The sequence below is a fragment of the Streptomyces chengmaiensis genome (genome assembly GCF_029846775.1).
Classification (GTDB): domain Bacteria; phylum Actinomycetota; class Actinomycetes; order Streptomycetales; family Streptomycetaceae; genus Streptomyces; species Streptomyces chengmaiensis.
This window is the reverse complement of the sequence record NZ_JARWBG010000125.1, coordinates 1-3658: the sequence shown is the minus strand read 5'-3', so window position 1 is coordinate 3658 and position 3658 is coordinate 1. Positions and strand designations below refer to the sequence as shown.

Here is a 3658-nt window from a genome sequence, read left to right as displayed (position 1 = left end):
GACACTCGGGCCCTCGGAATGCCCGCCATCAGCCACCGAAAGCGAAACGGTCCACCGACTCCGTCGGCGGACCGTCATGCAAGATCGAGGCTAGCACGCGTGCACAGGTACTGGAGAGACGGAAGGGCCCTGCTGATGAACCTCAGCAACGACTCGACCTTGCATGTTTTCGCCCGTGCACGGGCGGACGACGCTCTGGCTCGCATCGGCTGAGGAACCGAAGGCGGCGATGACAATCTTTGCACTCAAGGAGTCGCGGTAGCAGAAAACTGTTCGTTAGGGGATCCCCCACCGAACAGAAGTGATCTTGTCTGGCGAGTGTCAATGTCCGAAGTCGCCTGCACGGGTGAGCTGGGGGTTCGTCATCATGTGCAGGGGACTGTGGACTCTCCGGACGGCTCGAAGCCGCCTGCATTACGGTCGATGTGGCCGTAGTCGCGTGCGCGACGACGGAGTTCCTACATGTTGTCGCCGTCGGAGTCATCCTGGAGATCCCGCAGGGTCGCCAGCGTCTCCTCGTCCGACTGCTGGCGCGACCCGCTGTTGGCCCGCGCGGTCGCCTTGGTCAGCCCGTCCACTGAGCGCGAGATGCCTCCCAGGGCCTCTTCCAGAGGCTTGGTCGGGCTCTCGCCTATCAGCACCCCCTGAAGGACCTCCAGGTCCACCCGATACGTCAGCGTCTCCACCGGCCCAGCCGGACCAGTCGCGTCGACAGTGAAGTCGAACTGCATCGGCAGCCCGCACGACTTACGCCGGTAGTAGACGTCGAAGGCGAACACCAGACGCCGTCCCGGCGGCAACACCGGGACGGTGCGCGCAACGGCCCGCTGCAGTTGTTCGGTGAGGTTGTCATGGCTGGACACGAGATCTGGGGTGACCCCGATCCGCACGTCCCGAGCCATGGTCGGCCCCGTGTTCTCGATGCTGAGTACCAGCAACGGGGAGCCTGGCCGATCGGGGCCGATGTCCACGACCACGTACGGTTCGCTCTGTTCCCGGTGCACCCGCTCAGCAAGCGCCAATTGTTCGCGGTGGACGCGCTCGGCTTGCTGAGTCTGCTGCCTGGCGATACTCAGCTGCTCCTCGGCGGCCTGGGCTTGGCGGTCGGCGTGCTTTGCGGAGTCGGATGCGGTCCTGGCCTGCCAGAACGCGATGCCTGCCGCCACCAGAGCCACACCACCTGACCCAACGGAGATCCAGTCGCTGGCATCCATTGCTACTCCCTACGCGCGCGCATGTGCCACTTGGATCATTCCAGAAGTCGGTGGGGGCGACGACGATCGTGTGAATGTCCCGTACCCGCGTGCACGGATGAGCTGGGCGCTCATCGCCGAGTGCAGGGAAGCGCGCACTCTTCGGACACCCCGAAGTCAATGGCACTAGGGTCGATTTGGCCGTAGTCGTGTGCGCGACGGAGGGCTTCCGGATGGCAGATGGAGTGGTGGTCGAGCGTGGGGTGCTGACCGCGCAGGACGAGGTGTGGGATACAGCGCTGCGGCAGGCCGAGGTGATCAGGCCACTCGCTGAGAACAGCACGGTGGGGCTGGCGGATGCGGACGAGGCCGCAGCGATGCTGCGAATATCCCGGCGCGGCCGGTTCATCCTGCGCCGCGATCCGCGCGACATCAGCCGGATCTGGGTCCTGGACCCGGACGGCACCGACTACGTGGAGGTGCCCTACCGGACGCTGTCCAGGCCGCCGATCAGCGCGTGGGAGAACAAGGCCGCCGTCGCCCGGCTGCGCGAGCTGGGCCGCGCCGAGGTCGACGAGAACGCTCTGTTCGCCATGGTGACGCAGATGCGCCAGATCACCGACACCGCCGCGGCCTCCACCCGCAAGGCCCGCCGCGACCGGCAGCGCCGCACCGAGACACCGCCCCGGCCAGTGGTGCCGCCGCCTTGTCCCACGCCGTCGGCCGCCCAGGACGAGGAGGCTACGGCCAGGCCATTCGAGGTGATCGAGCAGTGGTGAGCCAGGACGAGTCGGCGGATCTGTCGCACCTGCACCCGGCCGCGCAGCAGATCGCGCGGCTGCCGGACGCCGAACGGCTGAGGTACGTGCGGGCGGACCGGTGGATCGGCTACCCGCGTGCCACCGCCGCGCTGGAGCGGCTGGAGACCCTGCTGACCTGGCCGACGCGGCAACGGATGCCGAACCTGTTGCTGATCGGACCGACCAACAACGGCAAGTCGATGATCGTGGAGAAGTTCCGCCGTGAACCTTCCCCTTGATCGTGGACACCTGGAGACTGGGACCTCGAGGTTCCAGAGGAAGTAGCACCAGGTGGGAAGCAAGTACACGAAGCGGTACACCGAGGAGTTCAAGCGGGACGCGATCGCGCTCGTCGACTCCTCGGGCAAGACGGTCACCGCCGTCGCCCGGGAACTCGGCATCAGCTCCGAGTCCCTGCGCGGCTGGTACCGCCGGGCGAAGGCGGACCGAGGAGAGGGCGAGCCCGGTGAGCTGACCAGCGCGGNTCAAGCGGGACGCGATCGCGCTCGTCGACTCCTCGGGCAAGACGGTCACCGCCGTCGCCCGGGAACTCGGCATCAGCTCCGAGTCCCTGCGCGGCTGGTACCGCCGGGCGAAGGCGGACCGAGGAGAGGGCGAGCCCGGTGAGCTGACCAGCGCGGAGCGTGAGGAGCTCAAGCGGCTGCGCAAGGAGGTCCGCGAACAGCAGCAGACGATCGAGATCCTGAAAAAAGCGACGGCCTTCTTCGTGAAGGAGAACGACCGGTGAGCGAGCTGTACCGGTTCATCCACGCGGAGAAGGCGAACTATCCGATCGTCCTGCTGTGCCGGGTGCTGAAGGTCGCCCGCTCCTCCTACTACGCCTGGTGCGAGGGCGAGGCCGCCCGTCGTGCCCGAAAGGCCGCCGACGACGCGCTCGCGCACGAGATCACCGTGCTGCACATCGCCTCCCGCCACACCTACGGCGTCCCGCGCATCCACGCTGAACTGCGCCGCCTGGGCCGGCGGGTGAACCGCAAGCGTGTGGCCCGCGTGATGCACGAGCGCGACATACGCGGCGTCACACGGCGCAAGCGCCGTTCGCTGACCCGGCCGGATGCGAAGGCGAAGCCGGCCCCCGACCTGATCGGCCGTGACTTCCACGCCGAGCGTCCCGGGACCAAGCTGGTCGGCGACATCACCTACCTGCCCACCGCCGAGGGTTGGCTCTACCTCGCCTGCTGGCTGGACCTGGCCACCCGCGAGGTCGTCGGCTATGCCATGGCCGACCACCACCGCGCCGACCTCGTCATCGACGCCCTCGACATGGCCCACGGCCGCGGCGGACTCGAGCCCGGCTGCGTAGTTCACACCGATCGCGGCAGCGAATACACGTCGACCCAGTTCCGGGAAAGAATAGGGAAGTTCGGGCTGCGGCAGAGCTGCGGACGCACCGGGTCATGTTTCGACAACGCCGCCGCGGAGAGCTTCTGGGCCCTGCTCAAAGAAGAGATCGGCACCCGCACCTGGCCCGACCGGGCCACCGCCCGCGGGGAGGTCTTCACTTTCATCGAGACCTTCTACAACCGCCGTCGCCTGCGCAAGCACAAGACTTTCGGCTATCTCACCCCGGCCGAGACCAGGCAGCGGCATCAGCACGCCCTCGCGGCATAACGATCACGTGTCCGAGATCACGGGGAAACTTCA

Annotated in this window: 6 protein-coding genes; 5 read left to right on the top strand and 1 reads right to left on the bottom strand. The window is 67.2% G+C overall.

The window, feature by feature from the left end; translation table 11 throughout:
* Positions 1–458 precede the first annotated feature (458 nt).
* A complete protein-coding gene (locus tag QCN29_RS36650; protein WP_279933581.1) occupies positions 459–1214 on the bottom strand; it encodes a COG1361 family protein in 756 nt (251 codons plus the stop codon).
* A gap of 212 nt (positions 1215–1426) precedes the next feature.
* On the opposite strand from QCN29_RS36650, the gene QCN29_RS36645 reads away from it, so the two are divergent.
* The 5 genes from QCN29_RS36645 (at position 1427) to QCN29_RS36630 (ending at position 3625) form a co-directional block, all read left to right on the top strand.
* Entirely contained in the window at positions 1427–1972 is a 546-nt protein-coding gene (locus QCN29_RS36645; RefSeq protein WP_279933580.1) for a Mu transposase C-terminal domain-containing protein, read from the top strand.
* Entirely contained in the window at positions 1969–2232 is a 264-nt protein-coding gene (locus QCN29_RS36640; protein ID WP_318036771.1) for a TniB family NTP-binding protein, read from the top strand. The genes QCN29_RS36645 and QCN29_RS36640 overlap by 4 nt, the downstream gene beginning before the upstream one ends.
* A gap of 52 nt (positions 2233–2284) precedes the next feature.
* Positions 2285–2620: a transposase gene (locus QCN29_RS36635; RefSeq protein WP_279933579.1), complete on the top strand. Its 336-nt coding sequence runs from the start codon at positions 2285–2287 to the stop codon at positions 2618–2620.
* The gene (locus QCN29_RS37315) at positions 2550–2741 is read left to right on the top strand and encodes a hypothetical protein (protein WP_398860720.1); all 192 of its coding nucleotides are present in this window, start codon (positions 2550–2552) and stop codon (positions 2739–2741) included. Before QCN29_RS36635 ends, QCN29_RS37315 begins: the two co-directional genes overlap by 71 nt.
* Complete coding sequence (locus QCN29_RS36630; protein ID WP_279933578.1) at positions 2738–3625, top strand: IS3 family transposase; 888 nt, start codon at positions 2738–2740, stop codon at positions 3623–3625. Before QCN29_RS37315 ends, QCN29_RS36630 begins: the two co-directional genes overlap by 4 nt.
* The last annotated feature ends 33 nt before the right edge of the window (positions 3626–3658 follow it).

What these genes read in the sequence shown, in the direction of transcription:
- QCN29_RS36645 (WP_279933580.1), top strand. Translation starts at nt 1,427, where the DNA reads ATGGCAGATGGAGTGGTGGTCGAGCGTGGGGTGCTGACCGCGCAGGAC.
- QCN29_RS36650 (WP_279933581.1), bottom strand. Translation starts at nt 1,214, where the DNA reads ATGGATGCCAGCGACTGGATCTCCGTTGGGTCAGGTGGTGTGGCTCTG.